The sequence below is a fragment of the Mumia sp. genome (genome assembly GCF_028803055.1).
Taxonomy (GTDB): Bacteria; Actinomycetota; Actinomycetes; order Propionibacteriales; family Nocardioidaceae; genus Mumia.
Genome location: NZ_JARBCJ010000024.1, coordinates 1 through 24,868, shown reverse-complemented (window position 1 = coordinate 24,868; position 24,868 = coordinate 1). Strand labels below are relative to the sequence as shown.

Here is a 24,868-nt window from a genome sequence, read left to right as displayed (position 1 = left end):
TGTCCCAGGAGGCCAGCGCGTCGGCCATCCCGGCGATCACCAGGTGCTCGGCGCCCTCGACGTCGATCTTGAGGAAGCACGGCGCGCGCTCGATCGCCGTTGCCGTGAACGGCTTCACGTCGATCGTGGTCGCGAGCATGCCGGCGGTCGCCCGCTCGGCCACCAGCGTGTTCCACCCCAGGTTGCCGCCGCTGGTGTCGACGAAGATGTCGAGCTTCGTGTCGGTGTCACCGAGGGCGTACGGGTGGACGTGGACGGTGTAGGGGGCGCGTGCGAGCGTCTGGTCGCAGAGCGAGGCCAAGTGCTCGAGCGGCTCGAAGAGATGGGCGGTTCCTCTGAAGTCGAGGGTCTCGCCGAGGACCTTCGTGAAGTAGCCGATGTTGGCTCCGACGTCGATGATCGTGCCCTCGGGGTCGACGTAGTCCCTCACGGCCTCGCTCAGCCGCACGTAGGTCGCGTGGCGTCGCCCGAACCACTCCATCGCCTGTGCGTGCTCGACGTCGCGGGCGTCGAGCGCTGCCGACGGACCCGTGGCCGGGACAGCGCGATGACGCCGTCGCCGTTTCGGCGCAGGTATGTCACCGGGATAGATGAGGCGGGCCAGCCAGCGACGGCTTGCGAGAACGACCTCGCGGGGTCCTCCCCGACCCCAGGCGCGACGTACGCGGCGGACGGTTCCCATGGCACTCCCAGCAGTCGGCACCCCGATCGGTGCTCCGCACGGTATCGCTGTGGTGCCGTCGGTGGAAAGCCCTCGTGACCACCTGTTATCGTCGCCAGCAGTTGCAAGGCCGGGGTGCCCGAAGGGCTGAGAACACACCCGCCGAACCTGATCCGGGTCATACCGGCGAGAGGGAGCCTGATGCTCGAACCCCGTACCGCTGCCCACGTCCACGACCAGCTCCGGGCGCAGACCCCGCTGGTGCAGGTCATCACGAACTACGTGTCGATGGACATCGCCGCCAACCTGCTCAATGCCGCAGGCGCCTCTCCGGCGATGGTCCACGACCCGCACGAGTCCGCGGAGTTCGCCGGCATCGCCCAGGCCGTCGTCGCCAACATCGGCACGCTGTCCCCGCCGTGGGTCGACGGCATGCTCGCCGCGGTCGAGGTCGCCTCGGCCACGGGCAAGCCGTGGGTCCTCGACCCGGTCGCGGTCGGCGCGACCACCTATAGGCGCGAGTCCGCCGCTGCCCTGATCGAGCACCGCCCGACGGTGATCCGGGGCAACGCGAGCGAGATCCTTGCGATCGCGACGTCGACGGGAGCAGGGCGAGGGGTCGACGCCGACGCCGATACGGCCGACGTCCGTACGGACGCCGAGGCGCTCGCGTCCAAGCTGGAGACCGTCGTCGCCATGACGGGCGCCGTCGACATCGTCACGGACGGCACCCGTACGACCGAGATCCACGGCGGCGATGCGCGCGCCCCGATGATCACCGCGCTCGGGTGCTCCGCGAGCGCCCTGGTCGCCGCGGCCTGCGCGGTCCACGACGACGCGTTCGAGGCGTCGGCGAGCGCACTGGCGATCCTGACGGCCGCGATCGAGAAGGCCGCGCCGCTCGCCGAGGGTCCCGGATCGCTGCGCTGGCGGTTGCTGGACGCGCTGTCCACGCTGTCTTCCGAGGCGGTCGCCGAGGTCGTCGCGCGCTGATGGTCGGCCCGGCCGGAGACGTCCGTCTCTATCTCGTCACCGGGTCCGTGCCTCACGGTGCGGACCTGGTCGACGTCGTCGCCGACGCCGTCGACGGGGGAGCGACGACCGTCCAGCTCCGCGACAAGCACGCGTCGACCGACGAACGCATCCGGCTGGCCACGAGGATCGCCGCGCGCGTCGGTGACCGTGCGTCGTTCGTGCTCAACGACGACCTCGCGGCGGCGCGCGCCGTGCCCGGTGCGGGCCTGCACATCGGGCCCGATGATCTCCACCCCGCGCGAGTGCGAGAGGTGCTCGGCGACGACGCGGTCGTCGGGTGGTCGCTGCACGACCTGGCCCAGCTCGACGACGCCGAGGCGCTCGCCGCGTGCAGCTACCTCGCGGTCAGCCCGGTGTGGGCGACGCCGACCAAGCCCGACACGACCGCGCCGTGGGGACTCGACGGCGTACGCCGCCTGCGCGCGGCAACGCCGGACGACCTCCCGCTCGTCGCGATCGGGGGCATCTCCGCATCGAACGCCGCGTCGGTCGTCGCCGCCGGCGCCGACGGCATCTGCGTGGTCTCCGCGATCTGCTCGGCACCCGAGCCGCGTGCGGCCGCCCGCACGCTCCGCGAGGTCGTCGACGCCGCCCTCGCCGCACGCTCGGAGGTCCAGTCCTGAGCGCCGTGCCCGTCATGCTCACCATCGCCGGCTCCGACCCCTCAGGCGGCGCCGGGATCCAGGCGGACCTCAAGACGGCGACCGCCCTCGGCGTGTACGGCGCCGCGGCCCTGACCGCGCTCACCGTCCAGAACACCCGCGGCGTCTTCGGGATCCACCCGGTGCCTGCGGCGTTCGTCGCCGAGCAGGTGCGTGCCGTGCTGGACGACCTGGACGTGAGCGTGGTCAAGATCGGGATGCTCGGCACGGTGGAGATCGTGCTCGCGGTCGCCGACGTCCTGCACACCGCGGACGTGCCCGTCGTGCTTGACCCGGTCATGGTGGCCACCTCCGGCGACACGCTGGTCGGGGAGGACGTGGTGGACACCATCCGTACGACGTTGCTGCCGCTGGCGGCCGTCGTCACGCCCAACGTGCCGGAGGCTGCGGTCCTGACCGGCACCGCGCCGGCGACCGATCCCCACGGGCTGGCGACCGCCGGGCGCGCGTTGCGCGCAGCGGGCGCTGCAGCCGCGCTGGTCAAGGGCGGACACCTCGAGGGTCCGGAGAGCATCGACGTGCTCGTCGACGCGGAGGGTGCGTGCACCTATCGTGCACCGCGGATCGACAGCCCCAACACGCACGGGACAGGCTGCACGCTGGCGTCGGCGATCGCGTCCGGCCTCGCGCTCGGCCTGCCGCTGCGCGAGGCGGTGGGTGAGGCCAAGGACTACCTGACCGGGGCTTTGCGCAGCGGCGCCGAGCACTCGGTGGGTCGCGGCCACGGACCTGTCGACCACCTCTGGAGGTCGCGCGGGTGACGGACGAGAGGACGTTCTCCGAGGCCGCGTGGGCGCACGTCGCGAGCTGGTACGACGCGATCCTCGAGCACCCCTTCGTGGTCGGTCTCGCCGCCGGGACGTTGCCGGAGGACGTGTTCGGCCGCTACCTGCTCGACGATGCCCACTACCTCTCCCGCTACGGCAGCACGCTCGCGATGCTGGCCGCGCGTGCGGGCGACCCGGCGCTGTCAGCCGGCCTCGCACGCGCGGCCGCCGAGGCGGTCGAGGCCGAGCGGCTGATGCACGCGGAGTTCCTCGTGCCTCGCGGCCTCGACCCGGACGGGCCTGATGCGGCGGAGCCGACGCCGACCTGTCAGGCCTACGCCGGCACGCTGCTCGCCGACGCCGCGTACGCACCGGTCGAGGTCGGTCTTGCGGGTGTGCTGCCGTGCTTCCGCGTCTATCTGGAGGTTGGGCGCGCGATCGCGGCACAGGCGACCGACGCTGCGCATCCCTACCGCGCCTGGATCGACACCTACTCCGACCCCGCCTTCGACGCCGCGGTCACGCGGGCCGAGGGGTGGGCCGACCACCTCGCGACGGCGGCGACGCCCGAGCGCCGTACGAAGATGCTCGCCGCCTACGAGCGCGCGACGCGATTCGAGTGGATGTTCTGGGACGCGTCGTGGCGCGGGGAGACCTGGCCGAGGGCCTGACCTCCCCGCGCCCACCTGCCGTCACGGGCAGCCGGACATCTCCCGCACCGTGAGCGTCGGAACCCCGTCGCGGACCGCGTCGGCCACCGCCCGGACCCCGTCGGCATACTCGCCCTCGGCGTCCATCGGCGCGAGCAACGGCCAGCGGCGCCCGCTTGCCAGCGCCTCGACGGCGGCCTTCCTCGCCCGGTCGTCTCGCGCGTCCTCGGCACGCCGGAGCTCTCCGACCCAGCCGCACACCACCGGCTCGAGCACCTGGGCGCTGAGCTGGTAGCGGTCGTTGGTGCCGAGGTCGTCGAGTGACGCACGGTCGAGTCCCGGCGGGAGCGGCACACCGGCCAACAGCTCGTCGATCACCTGCGAGGCCTTGTCGGGAGTGACGATCTCCGGCGGCATCGCCGCGAGCCACTCCTGGACCGAGACCGCTCGAACCGTCCGCAGGACAGCCACGATCTCGGCGCGATTCCTCCAGCCGCCGCCGGTGCGGATCTCGGAGAACGTGCCGCCGGACGGGCGCAGCATCACGGCGATGTCCGTGGTCGAGTATCGGAACTCGCTGCCGTCCTGCCCGTCGATCGAGAACGGTCGCGGAGCAGAGACGTCGAGACGGTCCTCGAAGTAGCCGGCGTACTGGTCGGCTCGGTACCAGACGAACTCGAGCTCGCGATCGCCCTTGGTGAACACGATGGTGCCCTCGTCCTCGGCGAACCCGTACACGTGGGTCACCTTCCACCCGGGCTCGCCGACCAGCAGCCGCGGCTGGCGGCCGGCGGCTTCGACGACTGCGGCGGCGTAGCGGATGGGCGCCTCGACCGTCGGCTCGGAGGCGGCAGGAGGCGCGGCCGGCGTCTCGGGGTCGTCGGTCGAGCCCACCCAAGCAGGGACGAGGAGGGCTGCGGCCATGACGGCAGCGGACGCGAGCGCTCCGGCCAGTGGCAAGCGCCACGATCGTCTCGACCGCTGAGGGCGTCGAGCGGTGTCGGCCATGATCTCGTCCAGCAGGGCTCGGTCGGCTCCGCCGAGGTCAGGCGTCGCGTGCCGCACGTACGGGTCGGCGGCGCTGAGCCGGCGGTCGAGGTCGGTGTCGTTCATCGTCCCTCCTCAGGGCTGAGCATGGTGCGGACGCTCATCACGCGTCCGGGTTCGGGACGGTCGTCGCCCAGGGCGTCGCGAAGCCGTCGACGCGCTCGGGACAGGCGGGTCCGTACGGCGCTCGGACTGATCTCGAGGACGCGTGCGATCTCGCGGGGTTCGAGCTCTTCCCACGCCGAGAGCATCAACAGCTCACGGTCGGCGGCTCCGAGCCGCTGCAGCGCCGTTCGGACGGCACTGTGCTCCGCGACGTCGTCGGAGGGGTGGGCGTCGGAGGTCTCGCTCAGCTGCTGCCGCAAGCGCTCGCCGAGGCGCTCGCGGCGGCGCCCACTGCGCTCGGCGTTCGAGCGGACGTGCCGGGCCACCCCGTACAGCCAGAGGCGGCTCTCGTCCCCGGACGGGATCGCGTCCCAGCGCCGCCAGGCGACGAGGAAGGTCTCCGCGACGAGGTCGGCGGCGTCGTCAGGGTGGCGCGTCCGGCGGATGGCGTAGGCGAGGAGCGCGTCGAAGTGGGCGGTGTAGAGCTCGCGGAAGCGCTCCTCGCGAGCCGTGTCTGGTGTCGTCGTCACGTCACGTCATGTCCGGGGCGTAGCCGATCGTGACAGCCGCTACGCGGTCAGCGCAGGGCCGCGTCGCGAGGGCGCCGACGTGGGGCGCCCGGCCAGCACGGTCTCCCATGCGAGGGCGAGACGGTCGACGGCGTCGTCGATGGCGCCCGTGCTGCGGTCGTACGGGAGGCGCAGAGCGGACTCACCACCGCCGTCGGCGTAGAACCGTGGGCCGGCGGTGAGCAACAGGTCCTGGGCCTCCGCGGCGACGACGAGCCGGCTCGAGGCCCGCCTCGGCAGGCGCACCCACAGCGACAACCCGCCGGCGGGGGAGTTGAGACTCCAGTCGGGCAACCGGGCGGTGACCGCCGTCCTGAGTGCGGACCGGCGCGCGCGCAGGGTGTCTCGGCGCTCGTCGAGCACCTCCTCGCGGACGCGGAGGAGCTCCGCGACCGCGAGCTGCTCGAGCACCGGCGTGCCGATGTCGAACGTCTCTCGCGCCGCGACCAGCCGCGGGACGACGGCGTGCGGGGCGCGGATCCACCCGATCCGCAGGCCACCCCAGAACGACTTGCTCGCGGAGCCGAGCGTGATCGCGCCTGGATGGTGCGCGGCCAGCGGGACCGGCATCGCACGCTCCTCGACGTCGAGCGCGAGGTCGAGCATGGTCTCGTCGACGATCGGGACCGTCGTCGAGCGACGCAGGATCGACGCCACCTCGTGACGCATGATGTCGTCCATCAGTGCGCCCGTGGGGTTCTGGAAGTCCGGGATCAGGTACGCCCACGCGACGGGCGCCGCGCGGACGGCCGCGGCGAGCGCGTCGAGGTCGAGGCGGTGGCCGTCGTGCGGCACGCCGAGGACGCGCAGGCCGGTCCGGCGCAGCGAGTCGATGGCGTTCGGGTACGTCGGGCTCTCGACCACGACGCGATCGCCTCTCGCGGCGAGGGTCCGGCTGACGAGGTTGAGCGCGGACTGGGCCCCCGAGGTGACAAGAATCTGGTCGGGATCGGTGGGCAGCCCGCGGTCGGCGTAGCGCTGCGCGACGAGCTCGCGGAGCACCGGGACGCCCACCGTCTCGTACCCGGTCTGCGCGAGGTAGGCGGGCAGCTGTTCCAGCGCGCGGCTGTAAGCCAGCCCGACGCCTGGGGCCGCCTGGCCGGCAGCGATCGTCCAGCCCACCATGCTCGATCCGCTGGGAGGCGTGTACGGAGGACGGGCACCGCGAGGCAGGGTGACGACGCTGCCGGACCCACGCCGCGAGACCAGCAGCTCGGCATCCCGCAGCACCGCGTAGGCGCGGGTCACCGTCGTCCGGCTCAGGGGGAGGGCGGCGGTGAGCTCGCGCTCGCTCGGCAGCCGTGTGCCGGCCGGGCGGCGCCCGTCGAGCACGAGGAGTCGGATGAGGTCGGCCAGTTCGCGGTACCCGGTAGGGTCGTCCGCCTCGATGTCGAGCAGGACGTGGAGACGCTCCGCCGACAGGACCGATGTGGGAGCCATGTAGGCCACCATGTCACGATTGGCTATCGAACGGTAGGCCAATCGCGACGATGATGGACGGCATGGCCCGCGCCCCGTACACCCCTGACACCCAGTCATCCCTCGACCAGCTTCGGTCGGGAAAGCTCGGGCGCCGGCTTCCTCAGCTCGTGTTCGGGCTCATGCTCTACGGCTGGTCGATGGCGCTGATGATCGAGGCAGGCCTCGGTCTGGACCCGTGGGACGTCTTCCACGAAGGACTCACGAAGTACCTCCCGCTCACCTTCGGGCAGGTCACGATCCTCGTCGGTGCCGCAGTTCTGCTGCTGTGGATCCCGCTGCGCCAGTGGCCCGGTCTCGGCACGATCCTCAACGTGATCCTCATCGGCCTCGCCGTCGACCAGGGCCTGTGGCTGCTCGCGCAGCCAGACTCGCTCCTGCTGCGCGTCGTGATGCTGGTGGCCGGTGTCGTGCTCAACGGTCTTGCCGGCGCGCTCTACATCGGGGCGCACCTCGGGCCTGGCCCCCGTGACGGGCTCTTTCTGGGGCTGGTTCGCCGCACCGGCTACAGCGTCCGGTTGATGCGGACGTCGGTCGAGATCACGGTGCTCGCCATCGGCTGGCTGCTCGGCGGGACGGTGGGTGTCGGCACCGTGCTCTACGCGCTGACGATCGGGCCCCTCGTGCAGGCGTTCCTGCCGCTGGTCCAGGTCCGGATGCCGGAGCCTGAGCCTGCAGCGAGCCCGAGCGAGGTCAGACCCGCGTCGCCAGGATGACCGACGCGTCCGGCGCGACCATCACCTCGACGGCGACGAAGCGTTCGTCGGTGAGCCACTGCTCGCGGACGGTGTCGACCCTGCCCTCGTAGATCGGGGGCCAGGTGTGCGACGGCGTGAAGTCGTCGAGGACGGCGATCCCGCCGATCTCCATCAGGTCGGCGACCTGGTCGACGGCGCGCTTCACGTCGCGCACGTCGACGAACAGGAGCGAGAACGGTGCGTGCTGCTCGAGGGCGCTCCAGTCACCGGAGGTCACCTCGACCGTCGGGGTGTCGGAGAACAGGTCCTGCACCGCCTCGGCCAGCGTCGGGTCGAGCTCGGCGCTGACGATCCGAGCACCCTCGGAGACCCCGCTCGACAGCCACGCGGATCCGACGCCGCACCCGGTCCCGAGCTCGGCCAGCGTGCCCCTGCGCGAGGCGGCCAGCGCGGCGAGCAGGCGTCCGGTCTCGTTGCGGGTCGCGGTGATGAAGCCCTTGCGCCGTGACAGGTCCAGGGCGCGCGCGACAAGGGGCGGAACTTCGGTGGGGGCACTCACGTCGCGAGTCTGTCACACGCCACAGCCTGGACACGAGTCTCAGTCAGCGAGATCGTCGGCGGAAATCGGGACAGAGCGGGCGAGTCCGACGTACCGTCGACCCATCATGCGGAAGCAGGTAGTAATCCTCGGCTGCCGCGGCGAGGCCTCCTAGGCCGACACCTCGCCGCGGAGCTTGGCGTTGGCCGACTACCCGCAGCGAGGATCCCGCACCGTACGACCCTCCTCCCGTTCGGGGAATCGGTTTCCAGCGCCATCGGCCAGGACCGACACCAACCCGAAGAGGAGAGAACGATGTCCGAGACGCAGATGCAGTACTCCGAGTGGGGCCCGAGCCGCCACTGGTCCGACGAGTCCCGCGGCGAGGGTCCCCGCAACCCCGTGCAGACCGCCCTCGACCTCCGTGACAACGGCGGCCCGCGACCGGACGACAACTGACCATCATCCGAGATCCCGGTATCAGATGCTGGGACTGGCGCCAGTAGAGTGCACCCATGACACGCAGCTTCTCCCTGGCCGTGATCCCCGGAGACGGGATCGGCCCCGAGGTCGTCGCCGAGGCGACCCGCGTCCTCGACGAGGTCGCGCGCGTCCACGGGATCACCTTCACCCAGACGCCGTACGTTCTCGGTGCCGAGCACTACCTCGAGTCAGGAGAGGTTCTTCCTGACGCGACGCTGGCCGAGATCCGCGGCCACGACGCGATCCTTCTCGGAGCGATCGGCGGCAGGCCGGGCGATCCCCGCATCCCCGCCGGACTCCTGGAGCGCAACCTGCTCCTGCGTCTGCGCTTCGAGCTCGACCACTACGTGAACCTGCGTCCCACCAGGACGTACTCGCAGGTCGACTCCCCGCTGCGTGACGCGGGCGAGGTGGACTTCGTCGTCGTGCGCGAGGGCACGGAGGGCCCGTACGTCGGTAACGGCGGCCGGTTGCGCGCCGACACTCCCCACGAGGTGGCGACCGAGGTCAGCCTCAACACCGCCTTCGGTGTCGAACGCGTCGTGCGCGACGCCTTCGCGCGGGCCCGGACGCGCCGCAACAAGCTGACGCTCGTCCACAAGACCAATGTGCTGGTCCACGCGGGCAGCCTCTGGTCACGCATCGTGGACCAGGTCGCGCCGGAGTTCCCCGACGTCGCCGTCGACTACCTCCACGTCGACGCGGCGACGATCTTCCTGGTGACCGATCCCGCCCGCTTCGACGTCATCGTCACCGACAACTTGTTCGGTGACATCCTGACCGACCTGGCCGGGGCGATCTCCGGAGGCATCGGCCTCGCCGCGAGCGCGAACATCAACCCCGACCGTACGGCGCCGAGCATGTTCGAGCCCGTGCACGGCTCCGCCCCCGACATCGCAGGGCAGGGCGTCGCCGACCCGACCGCTGCCATCGGATCGGTCGCACTGCTCCTCGACCACCTCGGTCTCACCGAGGCCGCCGCGCAGCTCGACCGCGCGATCGCGGCGGACATCACCGCCAGGACAGGACGGCGCACCACCAAGGAGGTGGGGGAGGCCATCGCGTCGCGTGTGGCCGGTGACGTACCGGAGGTGTGACCTTGCCTCCTCTCGTCCCCCTCTGAAAGGTCCAGTACCGTGCCACTCATGACCACCTCTGCCGACGCCACGTTCTCGTTCGCGCTCGAGCCGACCCCGTCGCCCGTGCCAGAGCAGCGTCGCGCCGAGATCCTCGCCGACCCCGGGTTCGGGCGCTACTTCAGCGACCACATGTTCACCGCCGAGTGGACGCCGGAGACCGGATGGACGGCGCCGACGATCAAGCCGTACGGTCCGCTCCAGCTCGACCCCGCCACCGCGGTCCTCCACTACGCCCAGGAGATCTTCGAGGGTCTCAAGGCGTACGCGCACGACGACGGCTCGATCTGGACGTTCCGTCCCGAGGAGAACGCCCGGCGTTTCCAGCGCTCGGCGCACCGCCTCGCGCTCCCCGAGCTCCCGGTCGACTGGTTCGTCGGCTCCATCGATGCGCTCGTCGAGACCGACCGCGCGTGGGTCCCGACCGGCGGCGAGACCAGTCTCTATCTGCGGCCCTTCATGTTCGCCTCCGAGGCGTTCCTGGGCGTGCGACCGAGCAAGCACGTCACGTACTGCGTGATCGCCTCACCCGCAGGCGCCTACTTCTCCGGTGGGGTCAAGCCCGTCAACATCTGGCTCACGCGCGAGTACGCCCGCGCCGGCGCCGGCGGCACGGGCGCGGCGAAGTGTGGTGGCAACTACGCCTCGAGCCTCCTCCCGCAGCAGATCGCCGCCGAGCACGGGTGCGAGCAGGTCGTGTTCCTCGACTCCGAGAAGCACACCTACATCGAAGAGCTCGGGGGCATGAACCTCTACTTCGTCCACGACGACGGCACCATCGTGACGCCGGCCAGCGACTCGATCCTCGACGGCATCACGCGCGACGCGGTCAGCACGATCGCAGCCGACCTGGGTCGCACCGTCGAGCAGCGTCGCTACACCATCGACGAGTGGATCGACGGTGTCGCGAGCGGACGGGTGACCGAGGTGTTCGCCTGCGGCACCGCAGCGGTCGTGACGCCGGTCGGTGCCCTGCGCTGGGACGGTGGCGAGGCGGTCTGCAGCGACGGCGACGGCGGCAAGGTGACGATGGCGATCCGCGAGGCGCTCATCGATCTCCAGTACGGCCGCGCCGAGGACACCCACGGCTGGATGCACCGCAGCGGATGAGGCGTGGGCGGCGGCGACGGCCCCCCACCACGCCGGACGACCTCAGCGTCCGCCGGTGACGACGACCTGGCCGCGGTTGCGGCCGGCCATCAGCCGGGCGAACGCCGCGGGCGCGGAGGCGAGACCCTCGTGGCGCTCCTCGTGCAGCGTCAGCGATCCGTCGGCGAGCAGTGCCGCGACCTCGGCGAGCTGGGCGCCGACGAGGTCGCCGTGGTCGTACACGACCATCCCGTGCACCGTGGCGCGCGCCATGATGATCGCGGCGACGGGCAGCGTCGTGGGAGGCCCGTCGTTGTACTGGTCCATGAGCCCGCACAGCGAGACCCTCGCGTGCGGCGCGAGCCGGCGCACCACGGCGTGCAGCGTCGGCATGTCGCCCATGTGCAGATAGCCGTCGATGCCGTCCGCGCACGCCGCTGCCAGCGCGTCCTCCCAGCCGTCGCGCCCGCGGACGACCGCCGCCGCGTACCCGAGCCGGTCGATCGCGTCCGCCGCCTTGTCGTCGTCGCCCACGATCGCCACCGTCCGCGCCCCACGGTCGCGGGCCAGCGCCCCGGCGACAGAGCCGACGCCCCCGGTCGCCGCGCCGACGACCACGGTCTCGCCGGGCCGAGGTGTGAGGTGTCGGACGATCGCGGCGTACGCGGTGAGCCCCGGCATCCCGAGTGCGCCGAGCGCGGCGGAGGCGGGGACCCCAGCGGGCACACGGACGAGTGTGGTCTGCTTCGCGGCGACGACGGCCTCGGCCCGCCAGCCGGTCTCGGCCAGCACGAGCGCTCCCTCGGGGATGTCGGCGGCGCGCGACGCGACCACGCGCCCGACGGAACGACCGGGGACGACGTCGCCGACGGCGACGGGGGCGTCGTCGAGGTGCCGTCCCGCCAGCGTCGAGCGGAGGTAGGGGTCGAGCGAGAGGTCGAGCACCGAGACGCGGACCTCGTCGTCGCCGAGTGTGGGAACCTCGACCTCGGAGAGGGCGAGGTCGTCCGGCCGGGGGAGTCCGCTGGGGCGGCGGCGCAGCACGACGGCGTCGACGTGGCGGGGTGCAGTCATCGGAGGGCCTCTTCCTCGGTGAAAGTGTGCTGAGCCATAATGGAACACCATTCCATCAGGTGTGACGACGGATCCCTCCGGTCGGCACGCCGCGTCGGAAGGAGCGCCGGTGCCACCGTCGGACTCCCACCTCTTCGGTCCGCTCGTCTCCGCGCGCGATCTCGACGCGCAGCGCCGCCTCTTCGCGTCCGTGCTCGGGATGGAGGAGCGGGGAGAGACCGTGCTCGGCGCGCGTGACGCGGGCGTCCTCCTCGGCGCTGGAGCGGGGGAGACCTCCGTCGTGGCGCTGCAGACTCCTGGAGCCGTCGCGGGAGCCGTGGTGTGCCGGTTCGAGGCGCCCTCGGACGAGACGGTCCGTGATCCCGCTGCGCCGCTGGACCGCGACGCGTTCAAGGTCATCGACTTCCACGCGCCCGACCTCGCGGCGGCGGCCGCCCAGGCCGCGGCGGCCGGCTTCGACGTGACGGCGCCGGACGGTGAGTACGACATGGCGGGCACCGGGCTGAGAGAAGCACACGTCCGAGGCGCCGACACCCTCACGGTGGCCCTGCTCGGCGGCGCGCCCGGAGCGCTCGATCCCTACGTACGGGTGACCGACAGGGCGGTCAGCGAGGTCCTCGGCATCACCGCGCCCGTGAGCGACGTCGACGCGGCCGAGGCCTTCTGTGCCGACGTCTTCGGCTGGAAGGTCGTGCACGAGTACGTCGTCGACGGCGCGTCCGTCGCCGACCTGGTGGGTGCTGGCACGCGGGTCAGGATGGAGGGCTGCTGTGTCGGGACCGCCGCCGACGAGCCGTACATCGGGCTGGTCAGGTACGTGGTCGAGCGCGGTGGGGAGGCGGGTGCGTCGCTGCGGGGGCGCGCCGTCCCCCCACGCCGCGGCCTGCTCGGTGCGGTGGTCGTCACCGGTGACCTGGACGGCGTGCGAGAGCGTGCGGGCGTGCTGGCGGGGGAGACGGTCGGTCTGACGCTCGCGCCGTTCGGCGAGACGCGGGCGGCGGTGGTCCACCCTCCGTCGGGAGTGCCGCACCTGGTGATCGAGGTCCAGGGAGACCAGGCATGAACGAGACGTTCGACGTGGTCGTCGTGGGTGCCGGGACCGCGGGCATCCCGTGCGCCGTCCATGCCGCTGACGCCGGCGCTCGTGTGCTCCTCGTGGAGAAGGACACCCGCATCGGCGGCACGCTGCACCTCAGCGGAGGACACATGGCGGCCGGTGGCTACCGCCGCCAGCGCGAGCGGGGGATCGAGGACAGCCCCGAGGCACATCTGGCCGACATCCGCCGCATCAGCAGCGGGACAGCGCGCGACGATCTGGTCCAGATCGTCGCCCGCGAGGCTCCGGCGACCCTCGACTGGCTCGACGACCACGGCTTCGCCTTCGCGCCCGAGACACCGCGGATCATCTACGGGCACGAGCCGTACGAGACGCCGCGGACCAGCTACGGCACCGACGAGGGCGTGTCGGTCCTCGACGTGCTCAGGCCCGAGCTGGAGCGTGCGTGCGCCGAGCAGGGCCTGGTGCTGTGGACGAACGCGGCCGTGACCGAGATCCTGACCGACGAGTCCGGGGCCGTCGTCGGGGTCGACGTCTATCGCGAGGGTCGGGACGTCGCGGTGTCGGCCGCCGCCGTGGTGCTCGCGACCGGTGGCTACGGCGCCGACCCCGACCTCTTCGCCGAGCTCGAGGGCGCACCGCTGGTCTCGGCCGCGGCGCGCACCGCGACCGGCGACGGACTCCACCTGGGGATGTCGGTCGGCGCGCGGCTGCAGGGACAGGGCACCTCTCTTCCCACGTTCGGCGGACTCCCCGATCCCCGTACCCCCGGGCGCGCCAACTGGTCCGACCGGCAGCGGCTCACCAGCGAGCGTCCCCCCTGGGAGATCTACGTCGACCGGCACGGTCGGCGGTGGGTGGCCGAGGACGAGGGGTCGATCGACCTCAAGGAACGCGCGCTCGCCGAGGTCACCGACCAGACCTTCTGGACGGTCTTCGACGACGTGGCGCTGTCGGCCGCGTCCGGGACGACGCAGCAGATGGTCGTCGGCAAGGAGCCGGACGAGGTCCGCGCGATGATGAACACCCGTCCCGGCCTGCATGCCGCCGACACCCTCGACGATCTCGCGGACCTCGCAGGCATCGACGCTGCCGGCCTGCGCGAGACCGTCGGCACCTACAACGAGGCGGTCGCGAGCGGGCACGACCCGGCGCACGGGCGGACGTTCCTCCCGGCGCCCATCGCCGCTCCGCCGTTCTACGCGGTCCGGAACCACGCGATCACGTTGGTGACCTTCCAGGGCCTGGACGTGGACACATCCCTCGCGGTCCGGGACGAGTCGGGGAACCCGATCCCCGGGCTGTACGCCGTCGGCGAGGTCATCGGCGCGGGCGCGACCTGTGGCAACAGCTTCTGCTCGGGGATGCTCGTCACCCCCGCACTCACCTTCGGCCGGCTCCTCGGGACCGACCTGGGGCGAGCCGTCACGCCGAGAAGAGAGCCTTAGCCGGGTCGTCGTGCAGCGTGACCACCAGGAGGTCACGGTCGGCGTCGTAGGCCAGCGTCACGTCCACACGTCGTGCGAGGGTCGGGTCGTCGCCGCCGGCGCCGGCGTCACCGTAGCCACGGGCGACGTCGCGCAGCGTGATGGTGGCCGGCCCCACCGGGTCGTTGTCGGGCCACTCCTCGGTCACACGCTGGGCGATCCCCGTGAGCACCGCGTCGTACATCGGCAGGGCATCGGGGTCGGCGTCCGGCACCACGAGCTCCGGCAGGCCGAACCTCGCCAGGCCGTGGGTCGTGGTCGTCGACTCGTCGGGACGCTCCAGGACGAACCACTCGCTGATCCTTAGCACCTCGGGGTGCGGCGCTTCGGGTCCGAGCAGGCGGGGAACGGCCGCGTCCACCACGATGCCGACGTGCTCGGCGGCCAGCGCCCGCGCCTCGGCCTGGGTGCGTCGCTGCACCTCCAACGCCTCGGAGACGTCGGACTCCGCGGACACGGCGGTCGCGTACGTCAAGGACTCGGCGTAGCGGACCGCCTTGGGGCTCGAGCCCCGGGCGAGCAGGAGGCTCACAGGCGGCAGCGGAGGAGCGGGGGAGTCGGACTCGAGCGGCTCGTCGGTGAGGACGACGTACAGCGCGGCGACCCCGCGGGGGATCGGGACGGGCCGCGTCACGACGTCGTCGGGTCCGAGCCGACCTGCACCAGGAGCTTGCCGAAGTTGGTGCCCTTGAGCATCCCCACGAAGGCGTCGGGCGCGTTGTCCAGTCCTTCGACGACATGCTCCCGGTAGCGGATCTTGCCCTGGGCGACCCAGTCGCCCATCTCCTCCTGGAACGGGCGGTAGTGGAGCCTGACGAACTCGCGCTGGATGAAGCCGCGGACGGTGAGGCTGCGGACGAGGATCCGGTTCATGAGGGCGGGCAGCCGGTCGGGGCCCTCGGGGGTGCCCGTCGCGTTGTACTGCGAGACGAGGCCGCACACCGGGATGCGACCGAACTCGTTCATGCGTGGCAGCACCGCCTCGAAGACCTTGCCCCCGACGTTCTCGAAGTAGACGTCGATGCCCCCGGGAGTCGCGGCGGCGAGCTGGTCGACGAAGTCGGGTGCGCGGTGGTCGATCGCCTCGTCGAAGCCGAGCTCGTCCTTGACATATGCCACCTTGTCCGGTCCGCCGGCGATCCCCACGGCGCGCGCGCCCTTGATCCTTGCGATCTGGCCGACCGCCGAGCCGACCGGTCCGGCGGCCGCGGCGACCACGACCGTCTCGGACGGCTGTGGGTCGGCGATCACCAGCAGGCCGGCGTACGCAGTGAACCCGGGCATCCCGAGCACGCCGAGCGCCGTCGTGATGGGGGCGCGTGCCGGGTCGATCCGACGTACGGCCTTGTCGGAGGCCACGGCGTACTGCTGCCAGCCGGTGTGGGCGAGGACGATGTCGCCCACCTCGTACAGGTCGCTGCGGGTGGCGACCACCTCGCACACCGTCCCGCCCTCCATCACGCCGCCGACCGGGACCGGGACGGCGTACGACTCGGCCTCCGACATCCGACCGCGCATGTAGGGGTCGAGGGAGAGGTAGATCGTCCTCAGGAGCAGCTCGTCGGGGCCCGGCTCGGCCGTCGGCTCGTCGTCGAGGACGAAGTTGTCCGACGTGGGCTCGCCGTGCGGTCGGCTGGCGAGCCGCACGGCGCGGTTGATCGTGGGCATTGAGGCTGCGCTGGAAGTCATGGTTCTCTCAGTCTAGAGTGGGGCCCATGCATCACATGACCCTCGTGATCATTCATCAGCGCGTCTGACCCGCGATCCGGGTCCGACGCGCAGCCTCTCGTACTCCGAGGGGCTTTTTTGTTGTCCCGCGCGCGAGGAAGTTCCACCATGAGCACCGCACCCGACCCCACGTTCCACGTCTACGACACCACCCTGCGCGACGGCGCCCAGCAGGAGGGTCTCAACCTGTCCGTCGCCGACAAGCTCGTGATCTCGCGCCACCTCGACGAGCTGGGCGTGGGCTACATCGAAGGCGGTTGGCCGGGCTCGAACCCGAAGGACACGGAGTTCTTCGCCCGCGCGCGGACGGAGCTGTCGCTGCAGAACGCGACGCTCGCCGCCTTCGGGGCGACCCGCCGTGCCGGGTCTGCCGCGGGCGACGACGCGCTCGTCGGGGCGTTGCGCGACTCGGGCGCCTCGGTCGTGACGCTCGTCGCCAAGAGCCACGACCGCCATGTCGAGCTAGCGCTGCGGACCACGTTGGAGGAGAACCTCGCGATGGTCCGCGACACGGTGCGCCACCTGCGCTCAGAGGGGCAGCGCGTCTTCCTGGACTGCGAGCACTTCTTCGACGGATACCGCGCCAACCGGTCCTACGCGCTGGAGGTCGTCCGCGCGGCCGCCGAGGCGGGCGCCGAGGTCGTCGTGCTCTGCGACACCAACGGCGGCATGCTGCCGCACTGGGTCGGCGAGATCGTCTCCGACGTCGCCGCGACCACGGGAGCGCGGCTGGGCATCCACGCCCACAACGACACCGGCTGCGCGGTGGCGAACTCGGTGGCCGCCGTCCAGGCCGGTGCCACGCACCTGCAGGGCTGCATCAACGGGTACGGCGAGCGGACCGGGAACGCCGACCTCGTCACGTCGGTCGCCAACCTCGAGCTCAAGCTGGGTCAGAAGGTCATGCCACGGGGCTCCCTGCGGGAGGCGACCCGCATCGCTCACGCCATCGCCGAGGTGACCAACTATCCGCCAGGCGCGCGGCAGCCGTACACGGGCGTCTCGGCCTTCGCGCACAAGGCGGGCCTGCACGCGAGCGCGATCCGGGTCGACCCCGACCTCTACCAGCACATCGATCCCGAGCTCGTCGGCAACGACATGCGTCTCCTCGTCTCAGAGATGGCCGGCAGGGCGACGATCGAGCTCAAGGGCAAGGAGCTCGGCTTCCACCTCGCCGACGACCCGGCGATGCTGGTGCGCGTGACCGAGGTCGTGAAGGAGCGTGAGCAGGCCGGCTACACGTTCGAGGCGGCCGACGCGTCGTTCGAGCTGCTGCTGGCCGAGCTCGTCGAGGGCCGGCGGCCCTCCTACTTCGACGTGGAGTCGTGGCGCGTGATCACCGAGTCGCACCACGCGGCGGGGGAGGAGGCACCGTCGGAGGCGACGGTCAAGCTGCGTGCGGGCGGCCGTCGGTACGTCGTGACCGGCGAGGGCAACGGTCCCGTCTCAGCGCTCGACCATGCGCTGCGTACGGCGATCGAGCAGGCGTTCCCCGATGTGTCGACCTTCGGGCTGAACGACTACCGCGTGCGCATCCTCGACGAGGCCGGCGGGACGGACGCGAGGATCAGGGTTCTCCTCAGCACCACCGACGGCAGATCGACCTGGACCACGGTCGGCGTCGGGCACAACATCGTCGAGGCGTCCTGGGAGGCGCTGCTCGACGCGTTCACGTACGGGTTGCGCCACCACGGCTGACGTCAGCACCGACGAGAGGACCCGACGACCACCCCGTACTGCGTGATCGTCGGGTCCTGCGTCAGCGTGTCACCAGTTGGTCGCGCCACCCGGCAGCCGCTTGCCCGGCGGCCGGTACAGGTACGAGACTCCGCCGGTCGAGTCCTGCCAGACCTTCTCGAAGTTCTCGCGGGTGTAGACGTTGCGGACGGCCTCGTTGCTGCTCGACGCAGGGTCGTTGAGGATCGGGTCGCCGTCAGCGGTGAAGCCGATGAGCACCATCAGGTGGCCGTTGGTCTCGTAGCCCGCCTCGGGCATCTCGTCGAGGTCCCACGACAGCGACGTGATCACCGGGATCCCCGCCGCGACCAGCCGCTCTGCCTCGGCGAGCGACCGCAGTCGGGTGACGAAGGTGTCGAGCCCGAAGGTGTGGGCGTACGCCGCGTTGAACGGCCAGTTGCCCGCACCCTCGTAGGTGTAGTCCCACGTCTTGATCGCGGCGTAGTCGACCTGGGGGTCCCCGTTGGGAGCGACGATGTCAGCGAGCTCTCGGCGCGGCACCTGGTACCGCTTGCCCCAGTAGTACTGCACCATCGTCGTCGACGTGGGCGAGCACCAGACCTGGCCGCCGCCGCCGAACTCGGGGTACTCGCCCTTGTGGATGTTCTGCGAGAACCGAGGGACGGGCAGCTCGACGTGGCGGCCGAGCGTGAAGTCGCTCGTGACCCCGTCGTCTCCGGCGAGCAGCTCGTTGGTCATGGTCGTGACCCCGTCGAGGCGCGGGGACTTCCGGGTGCCCTCAGGACGGAGCAGCGTGACCCGCGTCTGGTAGGCGACCGGCTCTCGGCCGGTGCGGGCGGAGAACGTGTCCGTCCAGATGTTGGCGTTGGCATCGCCCTGGCCGTCGACCGACGTCCGGTGGATGTCGCCGGCCGCGAAGTCGTCGCCGGAGGCCCAGCGGCCCATCACGTACCACTTGGTCCACGTGCCGTCGGGCAGCTTGCCGCGGAAGGTGGTCTCGACGAACGTGCCGGTCGGTGTCCGCGCGTTCCAGGACGTGATCGACTCGTCGATCGCGTAGCCGGGCGTGACGACCGGGGACGTCCAGCGTCCGTACACGTACGACTTCTCCGTGCCGGCCGCGAAGGGGTCGGCGTAGGTGGTCGTCCGCTTCGACCTGGGGCTGATGACGAGGCTCCCGTCGAGCGCGGGGATCACGCCCTCCCAGGTGCCGCGTGCGAAGTCGCGGACGCTGTCCCAGTGCTTCGCGGTGATCTGGGGCGACGCGACGGTGGGCTCGGATGTGGCGTTGACCGGGGCGACCGGGGCGGTCACGGCGGCGATGGTGGCAAGGCTTGCGATACCTATCGCGGTCTGACGGAACATGGCGCTCCTCGGGCTGGTGAGTGCGGCGATCTTCCCGCACGATCAGCCTGGCAGGGAACACTGCGTCTCGCCCCTCGGATGGTAGACGTCGGGGCCGCCCGCGTCGCGGTGCGATATCCGGAACGTATCCCGAGTCAGGCAGTCTGGAGCCGGGCATCCGTCCCGCCGGCGCGGGCCGCCGTGGGGCCCGTCGGTCGGGAGCGGCGCGTGCCGAGGGAGCGCTGGGCGAGCCGCTCGTAGCGGTCGAGGGCCGCGATCGGGTCGCGGTAGACCGGCCCGAGCGCGATGGCACCCGCGGCTGCCGCCTGCACCTCGGCGCCGAACCGCGAGAGCGAGATCGGGACCGGACCGAGGCCGGTCGTCCGGCGGAACGCGTCGAGGACGACCGGCGCCGCGGGCGGATAGGCAGTGAATGCCTGCCCGGCCAGGACCACCCTGTGGGGGTCGAGGAGATCGCGGACGATCGCCACCGCCCGCCCGAGGTGGTCGGCCCGCGCCATGAGCAGCGCGTGCGCCGTCGCGTCCCCGCTGAGCCCCGCGGCGTGCACCAGCTCGACGTCGGGCCGGGTCACGATGCCCGCGGCGTGCGCGGCCGGCCCGATCGCGGCGACGGTGGCGCCGAGGCAGCCGCGTGACCCGCAGGAGCAGGGGGCGTCGGAGGTGGTGGGCAGGTGGGTGACACTGCCGGTCCGGCGTCCGCCCGACGGGACGGCGCCGTCATGCACCGTGGCCACGCCCACGGTCTCTCGTGCGTAGACGTAGACCGTCGTGCCCTGGGCGTGCTCCGGCGACGACAGGAGGTCGGCCGCAGCGACCGCGGCGACGTGGTCGGCCGTGGCGGTGGGCAGCGCGGTGACGTCGCGCAGCGCACGCCCGGCGACCATCGGTGAGCGGTCCAGCGCCTCCCACGGTGCGACGACGGCCGCGGTCACGAGCGTGCGGTCGCCGATGCCGGCCCGGAGCCCGACCAGACGACGAGCGGCGACGGTAGCGAGGTCGCGGTCGCTGCCCCGGGTCGGGAGATGGGCGATGCCGAGGACCCGTCCCCGGAGGTCGGTCAGGGCGACGGTGGTCACCAGCCGCCCGATGTGGACGGCGCCGGCCGACAGGCGCCTGTCGTCGACCTCGACCGGGATGCTCGGTCGCCCGACGTGCCCGCTGCGCGTGCAGTCGGGGCGTTCGCGCAGCAGCCCGCGCCGTGCCAGGGCGGTGACCTGCCGACCGACGGTCGCGGCGCTCAGACCGGTGGAGTCCGCGATCTGGTCCCGGAAGGCGACCCCGTGGTGGAGAACCGTGCGAAGCACGAGCCCGGCGGTCGAGCTGTCCTGCTGGAACGTCTTCACGAGCCCTCGTTTCGTCACGGCGTCATCGCGGAGCCACTTAAGTGGATAAAGTTAGGTGACTAGGGCGACCTTAGCGTCAGCGGGCTCCTCGGCGCAGCATTCTCGACCGCTGGGACGTCGGCGCGGTTGCCGTCAAGGTGACCGCAACCCTTCGACGACCCGCCCTGGCGGGTCACCCTGGGAGAGTGCGGGTGGAGGGCAGACGGCGGCCCTCCACCCGCGTGCCTCTCCGCGAGGAGACGCTCAGCGTGTCTGGGCGCCTGCGGCGAGGGCGCGGTCGTAGTCGGCGAGCAGACGCGCGCGCAGACCGGCCGCGCGCTCGGCGTGCGCGCGCTGGAGCCGTACGTACTCGGCCTTGCCCTCGGGCGTCTCGATCGGCACCGGCGTGCAGCCCAGCGCGGAGAGGTCGTACGGCGCGGCGCGCATGTCGAGCTCGCGCACGTCACGGGCCAGCGCGAAGCAGTCGACCAGCAGGTCGGAGTCTCCGTACGGCACGAGCTTCATGGCCCACTTGTAGAGGTCCATGTTGGCGTGCAGGCAGCCCGGCTGCTCCATGGCGCGCTGGGTCTCACGGCTCGGCGACGACGCGTTGCGGGGTGCCGCCTCCGGCGTGAAGAACCGGTAGGCATCGACGTGGGTGCACCGGAGCTGGTGGGCCTCGACGACGGCATCGGTCCCAGCCGTGCCCAGGCGCAGGGGCCACGACGCATGGCGGACCTCGTCGGGAGCCTGGCGATAGACCATGGCCCACTCGTGCAGACCGAAGCAGTCGGTCCGGCCCGGACGCGAGGCCGTGAGCGCGAGCAGACCGCGGGTCCACTCGAAGCCGTCCCGTCGGCCGGCGATCCGCCCCAGGTCGGCGCCGACGCCGTCGTCGTACGTGCGGTACGTCCCGAGCTGCGCGTACTCCGACGCGTCACCGCCGAGCACGACGCCCGCGCCGGGGTGCCAGCGCATCAGCCGAGCGGGGGAGTAGCCGTAGTACTCGAAGAGGAAGTCGTCGACCGGATGCTTCTCACCGCGTTGCCGGCGTCGCACCCGGCCGGTGACGTAGGGCTCGACCCGGGCGCGGTGACGCTGCGCCCGCTCGCGCCAGTCGCGCTCGTCGAGCCTCAGGCGCACTGGTCGCAGGTCCCGAAGATCTCGAGGGTGTGCGACATCTGCCGGAACCCGTTCTCGGCACCCACCTGCTCGACCCACCGTTCCAGCGCCGGGCCCTGGACCTCCACCGTGCGGTTGCACTCACGACAGACGAGGTGGTGGTGATGGTGGTCGGTCATGCACCGGCGATAGAGGACCTCGCCGTCGTCGCTGCGCAGCTGGTCGACCTCCTCGGCGTCGACCAGCGCCTGGAGATTGCGGTAGACCGTCGACAGCCCGACGGACTCGCCGCGGTCACGCAGCGCGTCGTGGATCTCGCGCGCGCTCGCGAAGCCGTCGAGGTCGGCCATCACAGCGGCCACGGCGCGCCGCTGGCGCGTCGTACGCACAGGCGTCTCGGTCATGCGGCCTCCTCCGCGAGGTCGTGCGCCGGGCGGCCCCGCCGTCGCCACGAGCGTGCGAGGTGCCCCACCACCGCCACGGCGAGGAACACGGCGAGGCCGACGATGACGATGGTCGGGCCGGGCTGGGTGTTGATCTCGTAGCTGCCGAGCAGGCCCGCGACGGCGGCGAAGGTGCCGATCACCATCGCGAGGAGGAACGTGCCGCGGAAGCTGCGGCTCACCTGCTGCGCCGCGGCGACCGGTACCACCATGAGCGCCGAGACCAGCAGCAGTCCGACGGTCCGCATCGACACGGTGACCGTCACCGCCGCGAGCACGGCGATCAGCAGGGCGTACGCCTGCACGGGCACGCCGGAGACGCGCGCGTGCTCCTCGTCCTGGCACACCGCGAACAGCTGCGGCGACAGGCCGATCCCGAGCAGGAGGACGACCGCCCCCAGGATGCCGACGATGACGAGGTCGCCGGCGCCGATGGTCGTGATCGACCCGAAGAGGTAGCTGTTGAGCGCTGCTGCCGAGCCGCCGGCGAGGTTGGTCAGCATGACGCCGCCGGCCAACCCGCCGTAGAAGAGCAGCGCGAGGGCGACGTCGCCGCTCGTGCGGCCGTACGTGCGCAGCAGCTCGATCGCGACGGCGCCGAAGATGCTCACGACGACGGCGGTGAGCAGCGGCTGGGTGTTGGTGAGCAGGCCGGCGGCGACTCCGGTGAGGGCGATGTGGCCGATCCCGTCGCCGAGGAGCGCGAGGCGCCGCTGCACGAGGTACATGCCGATCGCCGGCGCCGTCAGGCCGGTGATGACAGCGGCGAGCAGTGCTTGCCGCATGAAGTCGTACGAGAGGATGTCGATCACGCCGGCCACACCCCCGACTCGTCGATCCCGGTCCGCGGCTGAGGGGCGACCAGGTGCGGATGGTGCTGGTTGTGCGGCTCGGCGGCTGCGGCGGGGTCGCCGCCGGAGCACGGACCGTCGTAGGAGACACGGCCCGCGCGCAGGACGACGGCCCGGTCGATCATGGGCTCGAACGGTCCCAGCTCGTGCGCGATCATGAAGATCGCACGGCCCTCGCCCAGGAGCCGCGCGAACAGCTCCGCGAGCGCGAGCTGGCTGCGGGCGTCGACCCCGGCGGTGGGCTCGTCCATCACCAGGAGGTCGGGGCGCGAGGCCAGACCGCGGGCGATCATCACGCGCTGCTGCTGTCCGCCCGACAGCTCGCTGGCCGGCTCGTCGGCATAGCCCTCCAGGTCGACGAGCGAGATCGCCTCGGCGACACTGCGACGGTCCTCGCGGGAGGAGAGCCCGGCGAACGGTCGCCGCGAGAGGCGACCGCTCATCACGACTTCGCGGACCGTCGACGGCACACCGGCCGCCGCGGTGGACCGCTGCGGCACGTAGCCGATGCGCTGACGGTCGCGGAACCGCCGCAGCGGGGTGCCGAAGAGCCGGACCTCGCCTGCCGCGATCGGGATGACGCCCATCGCCGCCCGCATCAGGGTCGTCTTGCCCGAGCCGTTGCTGCCGAGCAGCACGACGAACTCCGACTCGTGGACGGCGAGGGAGACACCGCGCACGACCTCGCGTCCTCCCAGGACGACGTGCACGTCGTCGATGGTGAGCGGATCGGTGGAGGCGGAGGCTGTCATGAGCAGCGGTTCGCCTTCTGCAGGGCGGCGAGGTTCTGACGCATGAGCGTCAGGTAGGTGTCGTCGCTGTCGTCGTCGGTGAGTCCCTCGATGGGGGAGAGCACGGCGGTGGTCGCCCCGCTCTCACGGGCGATCGTGTCCGCCGTGCGCGGGCTGGTGAGCTCTTCGGTGAACACGGTGGTGACGCCTTGGCTCTCGACCAGGTCGGCGATGTCGGCGAGCTGCTGCGTCGTGGGCTCGGTGTTGGGCTCGATCCCGGCGATCGCGACCTGCGTCAGGTCGTAGGCGTCGGCCAGGTAGCCGAAGGCCGCGTGGCTGGTCACGAACGTGCGGGTCTCGCACTGCGCGAGGCCCTCGTCGAACTCGGTGCCCAGAGCCGTGAGCTCGGTGTCGAGCGCGCCGGCGTTCGTGCGGTAGGCGTCGGCGTTGTCGGGATCGATCTCGGCGAGCCGCTCGGCGACGGCGTCGGCGATCTCGCTCATGCGTTCGGGGTCGAGCCACACGTGCGGGTCCTCGCCCTCGTGGTCACCCGTCGCGTGGTCATCGTCTGCCTTGCCCCCCTCCTCGACGGTGTGGTCGTCGTCGGTCACGCCGAGGAGCTCGACGATGTCGGCCACGTCGAGCCGCGCCTCGTCGGGCAGGCCGCTCTGGTCCACGGCTTCGTCGACCTGCGGCTGGAAGCCGTGGAGGAACACGACGAGGTCGGCGTCGGTCACCGCCGCCATCTGCTTGGCGGTGAGCTCGACGTCGTGCGGCTCGACGCCCGGCTGCGTCAGGTTGTCCACGTCCACCATCGTGCCCCCGATCTGCTCGACCACGTACGCGAACGGGTACGCACCGGCGACCACCTTGACGGGGTCGTCCGACCCGCCGGCGTCGTCACCGCCGCACGAGGCGAGAGCGAGGACGAGCGGAGCGACGGCGAGGGCGCAGAGCCGACGACGGGCCGAGAAGAGGCGGAGCATGAGGGAGAGCCTATTGCAGTTGGGAACCATTCTCAAAACGGATTCTGCTGCAGGCCTCGTCTCACCCGAGCATCGCCGTCACGAA

General features: G+C 71.7%; 26 protein-coding genes and 1 riboswitch. Of the genes, 11 read left to right on the top strand and 15 right to left on the bottom strand.

Annotation, left to right across the window (positions count from 1 at the left end; all coding sequences use genetic code 11):
- Positions 1 to 682, bottom strand: a 682-nt coding sequence (locus tag PV363_RS04360; RefSeq protein WP_301021752.1) for an FkbM family methyltransferase, incomplete at its 3' end; no start/stop codon positions are given.
- A 100-nt stretch (positions 683 to 782) separates the two neighbouring features.
- A riboswitch (TPP riboswitch) is annotated at positions 783 to 874 on the top strand.
- Here PV363_RS04360 and thiM point away from each other — a divergent pair.
- The 4 genes from thiM to PV363_RS04340 all read left to right on the top strand — a co-directional run bounded on the left by thiM (position 863) and on the right by PV363_RS04340 (position 3,796).
- On the top strand, positions 863 to 1,654 hold the full coding sequence (gene thiM / locus PV363_RS04355; RefSeq protein ID WP_220341184.1) for a hydroxyethylthiazole kinase: 792 nt from the start codon (positions 863 to 865) through the stop codon (positions 1,652 to 1,654). (Overlaps the previous riboswitch by 12 nt.)
- Positions 1,654 to 2,319 (top strand): thiamine phosphate synthase, encoded by a 666-nt coding sequence (gene thiE, locus PV363_RS04350; protein WP_301021751.1) that lies wholly within the window; start codon positions 1,654 to 1,656, stop codon positions 2,317 to 2,319. The genes thiM and thiE overlap by 1 nt, the downstream gene beginning before the upstream one ends.
- 14 nt (positions 2,320 to 2,333) lie before the next feature.
- Entirely contained in the window at positions 2,334 to 3,119 is a 786-nt protein-coding gene (thiD, locus tag PV363_RS04345; protein WP_301021750.1) for a bifunctional hydroxymethylpyrimidine kinase/phosphomethylpyrimidine kinase, read from the top strand.
- The gene (locus tag PV363_RS04340; protein WP_220341187.1) at positions 3,116 to 3,796 is read left to right on the top strand and encodes a TenA family protein; all 681 of its coding nucleotides are present in this window, start codon (positions 3,116 to 3,118) and stop codon (positions 3,794 to 3,796) included. Before thiD ends, PV363_RS04340 begins: the two co-directional genes overlap by 4 nt.
- 21 nt (positions 3,797 to 3,817) lie before the next feature.
- Here PV363_RS04340 and PV363_RS04335 read toward each other — a convergent pair whose 3' ends face one another.
- From PV363_RS04335 to PV363_RS04325, 3 genes are read right to left on the bottom strand one after another with little or no spacing between them, the layout of a single operon-like run.
- Entirely contained in the window at positions 3,818 to 4,888 is a 1,071-nt protein-coding gene (locus PV363_RS04335; RefSeq protein WP_301021749.1) for a hypothetical protein, read from the bottom strand.
- Positions 4,885 to 5,457 (bottom strand): RNA polymerase sigma factor, encoded by a 573-nt coding sequence (locus PV363_RS04330; protein ID WP_301021748.1) that lies wholly within the window; start codon positions 5,455 to 5,457, stop codon positions 4,885 to 4,887. The genes PV363_RS04335 and PV363_RS04330 overlap by 4 nt, the downstream gene beginning before the upstream one ends.
- A gap of 39 nt (positions 5,458 to 5,496) precedes the next feature.
- A complete protein-coding gene (locus PV363_RS04325) occupies positions 5,497 to 6,936 on the bottom strand; it encodes a PLP-dependent aminotransferase family protein (RefSeq protein WP_301021747.1) in 1,440 nt (479 codons plus the stop codon).
- Between the two features lie 62 nt (positions 6,937 to 6,998).
- Between PV363_RS04325 and PV363_RS04320 the strand changes: the two genes are divergently transcribed.
- Positions 6,999 to 7,691 carry a hypothetical protein gene (locus PV363_RS04320; RefSeq protein WP_255565892.1) on the top strand — a complete coding sequence of 231 codons (693 nt, stop codon included), beginning with the start codon at positions 6,999 to 7,001 and terminating at the stop codon, positions 7,689 to 7,691.
- On the opposite strand, the gene PV363_RS04315 is transcribed toward PV363_RS04320, so the two are convergent.
- Complete coding sequence (locus PV363_RS04315) at positions 7,669 to 8,232, bottom strand: class I SAM-dependent methyltransferase (protein WP_220341192.1); 564 nt, start codon at positions 8,230 to 8,232, stop codon at positions 7,669 to 7,671. The two genes, PV363_RS04320 and PV363_RS04315, sit on opposite strands and share 23 nt — an antisense overlap.
- A gap of 294 nt (positions 8,233 to 8,526) precedes the next feature.
- On the opposite strand from PV363_RS04315, the gene PV363_RS04310 reads away from it, so the two are divergent.
- Genes PV363_RS04310 through PV363_RS04300 form a run of 3 tightly spaced genes read left to right on the top strand, consistent with a single transcriptional unit; the run spans position 8,527 to position 10,940 of the window.
- A complete protein-coding gene (locus PV363_RS04310; RefSeq protein ID WP_220341193.1) occupies positions 8,527 to 8,670 on the top strand; it encodes a hypothetical protein in 144 nt (47 codons plus the stop codon).
- A gap of 56 nt (positions 8,671 to 8,726) precedes the next feature.
- Complete coding sequence (locus PV363_RS04305; RefSeq protein WP_220341194.1) at positions 8,727 to 9,791, top strand: 3-isopropylmalate dehydrogenase; 1,065 nt, start codon at positions 8,727 to 8,729, stop codon at positions 9,789 to 9,791.
- A 48-nt stretch (positions 9,792 to 9,839) separates the two neighbouring features.
- Positions 9,840 to 10,940, top strand: coding sequence for a branched-chain amino acid aminotransferase (locus PV363_RS04300; protein ID WP_301021746.1), 1,101 nt, complete (start codon positions 9,840 to 9,842; stop codon positions 10,938 to 10,940).
- Between the two features lie 42 nt (positions 10,941 to 10,982).
- Here PV363_RS04300 and PV363_RS04295 read toward each other — a convergent pair whose 3' ends face one another.
- Positions 10,983 to 11,993, bottom strand: coding sequence for an NADP-dependent oxidoreductase (locus tag PV363_RS04295; RefSeq protein WP_301021745.1), 1,011 nt, complete (start codon positions 11,991 to 11,993; stop codon positions 10,983 to 10,985).
- 109 nt (positions 11,994 to 12,102) lie between these two features.
- On the opposite strand from PV363_RS04295, the gene PV363_RS04290 reads away from it, so the two are divergent.
- Both PV363_RS04290 and PV363_RS04285 read left to right on the top strand, forming a co-directional pair.
- Complete coding sequence (locus tag PV363_RS04290) at positions 12,103 to 13,056, top strand: hypothetical protein (RefSeq protein WP_220365429.1); 954 nt, start codon at positions 12,103 to 12,105, stop codon at positions 13,054 to 13,056.
- On the top strand, positions 13,053 to 14,498 hold the full coding sequence (locus tag PV363_RS04285; RefSeq protein ID WP_301021744.1) for an FAD-dependent oxidoreductase: 1,446 nt from the start codon (positions 13,053 to 13,055) through the stop codon (positions 14,496 to 14,498). Before PV363_RS04290 ends, PV363_RS04285 begins: the two co-directional genes overlap by 4 nt.
- Here PV363_RS04285 and PV363_RS04280 read toward each other — a convergent pair.
- Together PV363_RS04280 and PV363_RS04275 are read right to left on the bottom strand one after the other, a co-directional pair.
- Positions 14,476 to 15,171: a hypothetical protein gene (locus PV363_RS04280; RefSeq protein WP_220341199.1), complete on the bottom strand. Its 696-nt coding sequence runs from the start codon at positions 15,169 to 15,171 to the stop codon at positions 14,476 to 14,478. The two genes, PV363_RS04285 and PV363_RS04280, sit on opposite strands and share 23 nt — an antisense overlap.
- Complete coding sequence (locus PV363_RS04275; RefSeq protein ID WP_301021743.1) at positions 15,168 to 16,226, bottom strand: NADP-dependent oxidoreductase; 1,059 nt, start codon at positions 16,224 to 16,226, stop codon at positions 15,168 to 15,170. The genes PV363_RS04280 and PV363_RS04275 overlap by 4 nt, the downstream gene beginning before the upstream one ends.
- A 147-nt stretch (positions 16,227 to 16,373) precedes the next feature.
- On the opposite strand from PV363_RS04275, the gene cimA reads away from it, so the two are divergent.
- Positions 16,374 to 17,963, top strand: a complete 1,590-nt coding sequence (gene cimA, locus PV363_RS04270) for a citramalate synthase (RefSeq protein ID WP_220341200.1) — start codon at positions 16,374 to 16,376, stop codon at positions 17,961 to 17,963.
- 69 nt (positions 17,964 to 18,032) lie between these two features.
- Here the strand turns inward: cimA and PV363_RS04265 are convergent, their stop codons facing one another.
- The 7 genes from PV363_RS04265 to PV363_RS04235 all read right to left on the bottom strand — a co-directional run bounded on the left by PV363_RS04265 (position 18,033) and on the right by PV363_RS04235 (position 24,783).
- Entirely contained in the window at positions 18,033 to 19,328 is a 1,296-nt protein-coding gene (locus tag PV363_RS04265) for a C39 family peptidase (RefSeq protein ID WP_220346863.1), read from the bottom strand.
- A gap of 134 nt (positions 19,329 to 19,462) precedes the next feature.
- Positions 19,463 to 20,671, bottom strand: coding sequence for an ROK family protein (locus tag PV363_RS04260; protein WP_220341202.1), 1,209 nt, complete (start codon positions 20,669 to 20,671; stop codon positions 19,463 to 19,465).
- A gap of 243 nt (positions 20,672 to 20,914) precedes the next feature.
- On the bottom strand, positions 20,915 to 21,793 hold the full coding sequence (locus tag PV363_RS04255; protein WP_220341203.1) for a 3-methyladenine DNA glycosylase: 879 nt from the start codon (positions 21,791 to 21,793) through the stop codon (positions 20,915 to 20,917).
- Positions 21,784 to 22,176 carry a transcriptional repressor gene (locus PV363_RS04250; RefSeq protein ID WP_220341204.1) on the bottom strand — a complete coding sequence of 131 codons (393 nt, stop codon included), beginning with the start codon at positions 22,174 to 22,176 and terminating at the stop codon, positions 21,784 to 21,786. Before PV363_RS04250 ends, PV363_RS04255 begins: the two co-directional genes overlap by 10 nt.
- Positions 22,173 to 23,036: a metal ABC transporter permease gene (locus PV363_RS04245; protein WP_301021742.1), complete on the bottom strand. Its 864-nt coding sequence runs from the start codon at positions 23,034 to 23,036 to the stop codon at positions 22,173 to 22,175. The genes PV363_RS04250 and PV363_RS04245 overlap by 4 nt, the downstream gene beginning before the upstream one ends.
- Entirely contained in the window at positions 23,024 to 23,818 is a 795-nt protein-coding gene (locus tag PV363_RS04240; protein ID WP_220341205.1) for a metal ABC transporter ATP-binding protein, read from the bottom strand. The genes PV363_RS04245 and PV363_RS04240 overlap by 13 nt, the downstream gene beginning before the upstream one ends.
- Complete coding sequence (locus PV363_RS04235; protein WP_301021741.1) at positions 23,815 to 24,783, bottom strand: metal ABC transporter substrate-binding protein; 969 nt, start codon at positions 24,781 to 24,783, stop codon at positions 23,815 to 23,817. Before PV363_RS04235 ends, PV363_RS04240 begins: the two co-directional genes overlap by 4 nt.
- Between the last annotated feature and the right edge of the window lie 85 nt (positions 24,784 to 24,868).

What these genes read in the sequence shown, in the direction of transcription:
- thiM (WP_220341184.1), top strand. Translation starts at nt 863, where the DNA reads ATGCTCGAACCCCGTACCGCTGCCCACGTCCACGACCAGCTCCGGGCG.
- thiE (WP_301021751.1), top strand. Translation starts at nt 1,654, where the DNA reads ATGGTCGGCCCGGCCGGAGACGTCCGTCTCTATCTCGTCACCGGGTCC.
- thiD (WP_301021750.1), top strand. Translation starts at nt 2,334, where the DNA reads ATGCTCACCATCGCCGGCTCCGACCCCTCAGGCGGCGCCGGGATCCAG.
- PV363_RS04335 (WP_301021749.1), bottom strand. Translation starts at nt 4,888, where the DNA reads ATGAACGACACCGACCTCGACCGCCGGCTCAGCGCCGCCGACCCGTAC.
- PV363_RS04325 (WP_301021747.1), bottom strand. Translation starts at nt 6,936, where the DNA reads ATGGCTCCCACATCGGTCCTGTCGGCGGAGCGTCTCCACGTCCTGCTC.
- PV363_RS04320 (WP_255565892.1), top strand. Translation starts at nt 6,999, where the DNA reads ATGGCCCGCGCCCCGTACACCCCTGACACCCAGTCATCCCTCGACCAG.
- PV363_RS04310 (WP_220341193.1), top strand. Translation starts at nt 8,527, where the DNA reads ATGTCCGAGACGCAGATGCAGTACTCCGAGTGGGGCCCGAGCCGCCAC.
- PV363_RS04305 (WP_220341194.1), top strand. Translation starts at nt 8,727, where the DNA reads ATGACACGCAGCTTCTCCCTGGCCGTGATCCCCGGAGACGGGATCGGC.
- PV363_RS04300 (WP_301021746.1), top strand. Translation starts at nt 9,840, where the DNA reads ATGACCACCTCTGCCGACGCCACGTTCTCGTTCGCGCTCGAGCCGACC.
- PV363_RS04295 (WP_301021745.1), bottom strand. Translation starts at nt 11,993, where the DNA reads ATGACTGCACCCCGCCACGTCGACGCCGTCGTGCTGCGCCGCCGCCCC.
- PV363_RS04285 (WP_301021744.1), top strand. Translation starts at nt 13,053, where the DNA reads ATGAACGAGACGTTCGACGTGGTCGTCGTGGGTGCCGGGACCGCGGGC.
- PV363_RS04275 (WP_301021743.1), bottom strand. Translation starts at nt 16,226, where the DNA reads ATGACTTCCAGCGCAGCCTCAATGCCCACGATCAACCGCGCCGTGCGG.
- cimA (WP_220341200.1), top strand. Translation starts at nt 16,374, where the DNA reads ATGAGCACCGCACCCGACCCCACGTTCCACGTCTACGACACCACCCTG.
- PV363_RS04265 (WP_220346863.1), bottom strand. Translation starts at nt 19,328, where the DNA reads ATGTTCCGTCAGACCGCGATAGGTATCGCAAGCCTTGCCACCATCGCC.
- PV363_RS04250 (WP_220341204.1), bottom strand. Translation starts at nt 22,176, where the DNA reads ATGACCGAGACGCCTGTGCGTACGACGCGCCAGCGGCGCGCCGTGGCC.
- PV363_RS04240 (WP_220341205.1), bottom strand. Translation starts at nt 23,818, where the DNA reads ATGACAGCCTCCGCCTCCACCGATCCGCTCACCATCGACGACGTGCAC.
- PV363_RS04235 (WP_301021741.1), bottom strand. Translation starts at nt 24,783, where the DNA reads ATGCTCCGCCTCTTCTCGGCCCGTCGTCGGCTCTGCGCCCTCGCCGTC.